Below are 3,550 nucleotides of genomic sequence, written 5' to 3' on the forward strand. Positions count from 1 at the left end.
GTGATAGCTACTTATTGATATCGCCTAGCGAATTTAAAAACATTAGTTCTAGTCAAAGTAAGGACTTTACCCCTGAGCAATTAGAACTGATTACTCAATTTTTCAAGATGGATGCTCAACAAAGCCGACGTATTGATGTCGTCAATGAAAAAACATTATTGCTCACCAGCCTAAGCCATGGTTCGACAGTGCTGTTTATCAATTAGCCATCGAGTAATCTGTAACTTTACTGAAGGTTACTGAAGGTTACTGAAGGTTACTGAAGGTTACTGAAGGGTCGAAAGGTCCTTTGTTGCGAATGGCCCTTACTTCTTCACAAAAGGTACACCATGGAAAAAGCCAATATTGAGATCTACTATTGCCGCCAGTGTAATTGGATGCTTCGAGCCACTTGGCTAAGCCAAGAGTTACTGCATACTTTTAGTGAAGAAATTGAATCTGTGCGTCTCTACCCTGATACAGGGGGACGATTTGAAATCATGTGCAATGGACAACGTATTTGGGAACGTAAACATGATGGTGGTTTCCCTGAAGCAAAGGTTCTTAAGCAACGAGTCAGAGATATCATTGACCCAGAGCGAGATCTGGGTCATTCAGACAACAGGTAAATCAGATAGCGACGGGTTTAAGAGCTAGTCGCTAAACGATATTGCGCCAGTTGTTGTCCCTCTAGCCCCATGACTTGAAATAATCCATCCGTATAAATAGCGTAGCTTGGGGGGAATTCATTACGTGGAAAGGTCGCGGACCCCGGGTTGACAATAATGACATCATCTTGACCTTGCGCCATAGGGATGTGCGAGTGGCCATGGATCAAAACATCACCTTTTTTTAATGGTGGCCTATTTTGAGCATTATATTGATGGCCATGCGTTAAGAAAAAACGAGTTCCTGACTCCAAAACTACCCAACAAAAATCCATCATCATCGGAAAGTCGAGCAGCATTTGATCGACTTCGCTATCACAATTGCCTCTGACCGCCACAATATGCGGCGCCCATCGATTCAAGCACTCCGCCACTGCGGTCGGATTATACCCATCAGGTATAGGATTACGCGGACCATGATTTAAAAGGTCTCCTAGCAGTACTAAAGTGTCTGCACCTGACTGTTCAAATAGACTGAGCACTTTTTCAGTAGCAGGCAGTGAACCGTGTAAATCCGAAGCAAAAAACAACTTCATACTTTTATCTCCGTATTTTGGAGCTACAGATTGTACGAATTTCAGCACACTTCGTCATCTTGAGTTATGGATAAACATTGTCATTTATCACCACGAACAATTCACGTATGCTAAATAAGTTTCCTATATTAGGTTAGATGGCAAACAAGCATCGCCACTTAACTAACATGGCTATCGTTCTCATCACCACCATTTAGGTGATATCGCACAGACCAATGAGGTAGAAACATGAAAATACTATTAACGGGAGGGACTGGCTTTATCGGTAAAGAGCTGATGAAACAGATTTTCACGCACAATATCTACCTCCTCACGCGCGATATAGAGCGAGCTAAGCAGCAGCTCGCCCATGTAGACAAAGGTAGTATCACCTACCTGACCTCCCTAGCGAGTTTAAAAGACGCGAATCAATTTGACGCCATTATCAATCTTGCAGGAGAACCGATCGCCGACAAACGTTGGAGCAAACAGCAAAAAGCGATCATTTGCGCTAGTCGATGGGAAATAACAGAGCGGTTAGTTGAACTCATCCATGCCAGTACTGAACCACCCTCCGTTTTCATCAGTGGCTCGGCCGTCGGCTATTATGGTGACCAACAGTCTCATCCGTTTGATGAAACATTACATGTGCACCAACAAAGTTTTCCTCATCACGTTTGCGAAAAATGGGAGCGCATCGCCCTCCAAGCGCAATCAGAAAAAACTAGAGTGTGCCTATTGCGTACGGGGATCGTGCTCGCTAGCGATGGTGGTGCTTTAAAGAAAATGCTGCCACCTTACCGTTTAGGCTTGGGCGGCCCTCTTGGTAAGGGTGAGCAGTATATGCCATGGATCCACTTATTAGATATGGCACGAGCGATAGCCTATTTATTAGACACGCCACATGCACAAGGTGCTTTTAACCTCTGTGCTCCACATCCCGTACCTAATAAGCATTTTAGCCAGCTATTGGCGAAAACATTACGTCGACCACACATACTATTCACTCCCAAATGGGTTCTAAACCTTGCAATGGGTGAAGCGGCTGTTTTACTGTTTGACAGTATTAGAGCAAAACCTAAAAAGCTAACCGAGCTAGGATTTCACTTCCAGTTTTCACACCTAGAACCTGCGTTGAAAAATATATTACAACATCGTGCTTAACCAAAACTGGCCTATATTTTTTGTGAATAGCAAGGTATACGATAATGACAAAAGCGATACTTATCAGTGGATAAACCGACGGTTGCATAAAGTAGCACAACCAACTTAATTGTCATTAATTCGTAACATTCATGTGACATGATACAACTCTGGATATCCCAGTTAATCCAATATAAAGCGTTACATGTGGTACGACGAATATGACATTACACCAATTAAATTGGCTCAGTGTCGGTGTTGCGCTGACACTATTTTTAATATTATAGACACCTTTGCTTGCCCTCTCTTTGAGAGATAAAAAACGCTACTTTAACGGTAGCGTTTTTCATTTGCCCTTGATATTCCAATTTTCACCCCTATTTCTAAGACTATAAACTTGATTATCGCAAGGAAAATATCATGCAATCACCTTACATCGTTGAGGTCAATCAGCACAACTTTCGAGAGGTGTTCGAACGCTCAGTTGAGACTCCTATTCTCTTTTATTTTTGGGCACCCATGAATCAAGAGAGCGTACAACTCATTCCTGAATTACAAAGCGTAGCGCAACAACACAGTGGCGCATTCACCTTGGCTATTCTCAACTGCCAACAAGAACAGCAAGTGGCAGCACAATTTGGTGTTCAAGCCCTGCCAACAATCGCTCTGTTTATTAATGGTCAAGCGGTCGACGGTTTAGCAGGTGCTCAGACCATAGAAACAGTGAATACAATGTTAAACAAACATTTGCCAAGCCACGATGAAGTTTCGCTACAGCAAGCCTTAACGCTGATAGAGCAAACACAACATTCGCAAGCACTACCCTTGCTACTAAGTCTACCTGACGATATGAAAGCAAAAGCAGAGGTCAAACTGGCCCTCGCTGATGTGTTTCTGGAAACTCAGCAGTATGAAGCGGCAGAAACAGAACTGGAACGCATCCCACTAGAGTATCAAGATGGTTACTACAAAAGCTTAATCGCCAAACTGGAGCTGCACAAGCAAGCCGCTGACAGCCCAGAGATTCAAGCATTAGAAGAGATTTTTTCCGCTGAGCCAAACAACGCTCACATAGCAAGTGAGTTAGCGCTTCAATATCATCAAGTTAACCGTAATGAAGAAGCTCTCGAGCTGTTATGGTCATTTTTACAAAGCGACCTCAATTGCCTCGATGGCGGGCTCAAAAAAGTGTTTATGGACATTTTAAGTGCTCTTGGACAAGGAAATAGTGTGGCAAGTCTCTAT

At 43.2% G+C, this 3,550-nt stretch carries 5 protein-coding genes; 4 read left to right on the forward strand and 1 reads right to left on the reverse strand.

The features are described 5' to 3' along the window. Positions 1-206 (forward strand): regulatory protein ToxS (locus B9J84_RS02410; RefSeq protein ID WP_404206169.1); only part of this gene is annotated, 206 nt, incomplete at its 5' end. A 123-nt stretch (positions 207-329) separates the two neighbouring features. After that, complete coding sequence (locus tag B9J84_RS02415; protein WP_017045494.1) at positions 330-608, forward strand: SelT/SelW/SelH family protein; 279 nt, start codon at positions 330-332, stop codon at positions 606-608. A 17-nt stretch (positions 609-625) separates the two neighbouring features. Here the strand turns inward: B9J84_RS02415 and yfcE are convergent, their stop codons facing one another. Continuing rightward, positions 626-1,183: a phosphodiesterase gene (yfcE, locus tag B9J84_RS02420; RefSeq protein ID WP_026028124.1), complete on the reverse strand. Its 558-nt coding sequence runs from the start codon at positions 1,181-1,183 to the stop codon at positions 626-628. 228 nt (positions 1,184-1,411) lie between these two features. On the opposite strand from yfcE, the gene B9J84_RS02425 reads away from it, so the two are divergent. Together B9J84_RS02425 and B9J84_RS02430 are read left to right on the forward strand one after the other, a co-directional pair. Then, complete coding sequence (locus tag B9J84_RS02425) at positions 1,412-2,326, forward strand: TIGR01777 family oxidoreductase (RefSeq protein WP_013857312.1); 915 nt, start codon at positions 1,412-1,414, stop codon at positions 2,324-2,326. 399 nt (positions 2,327-2,725) lie between these two features. Then, positions 2,726-3,550: co-chaperone YbbN (locus B9J84_RS02430; protein WP_094123455.1), on the forward strand; the 825-nt coding region annotated here is incomplete at its 3' end.

The sequence above is a fragment of the Vibrio sp. V03_P4A6T147 genome, assembly GCF_002241085.1.
Taxonomy (GTDB): Bacteria; Pseudomonadota; Gammaproteobacteria; order Enterobacterales; family Vibrionaceae; genus Vibrio; species Vibrio anguillarum.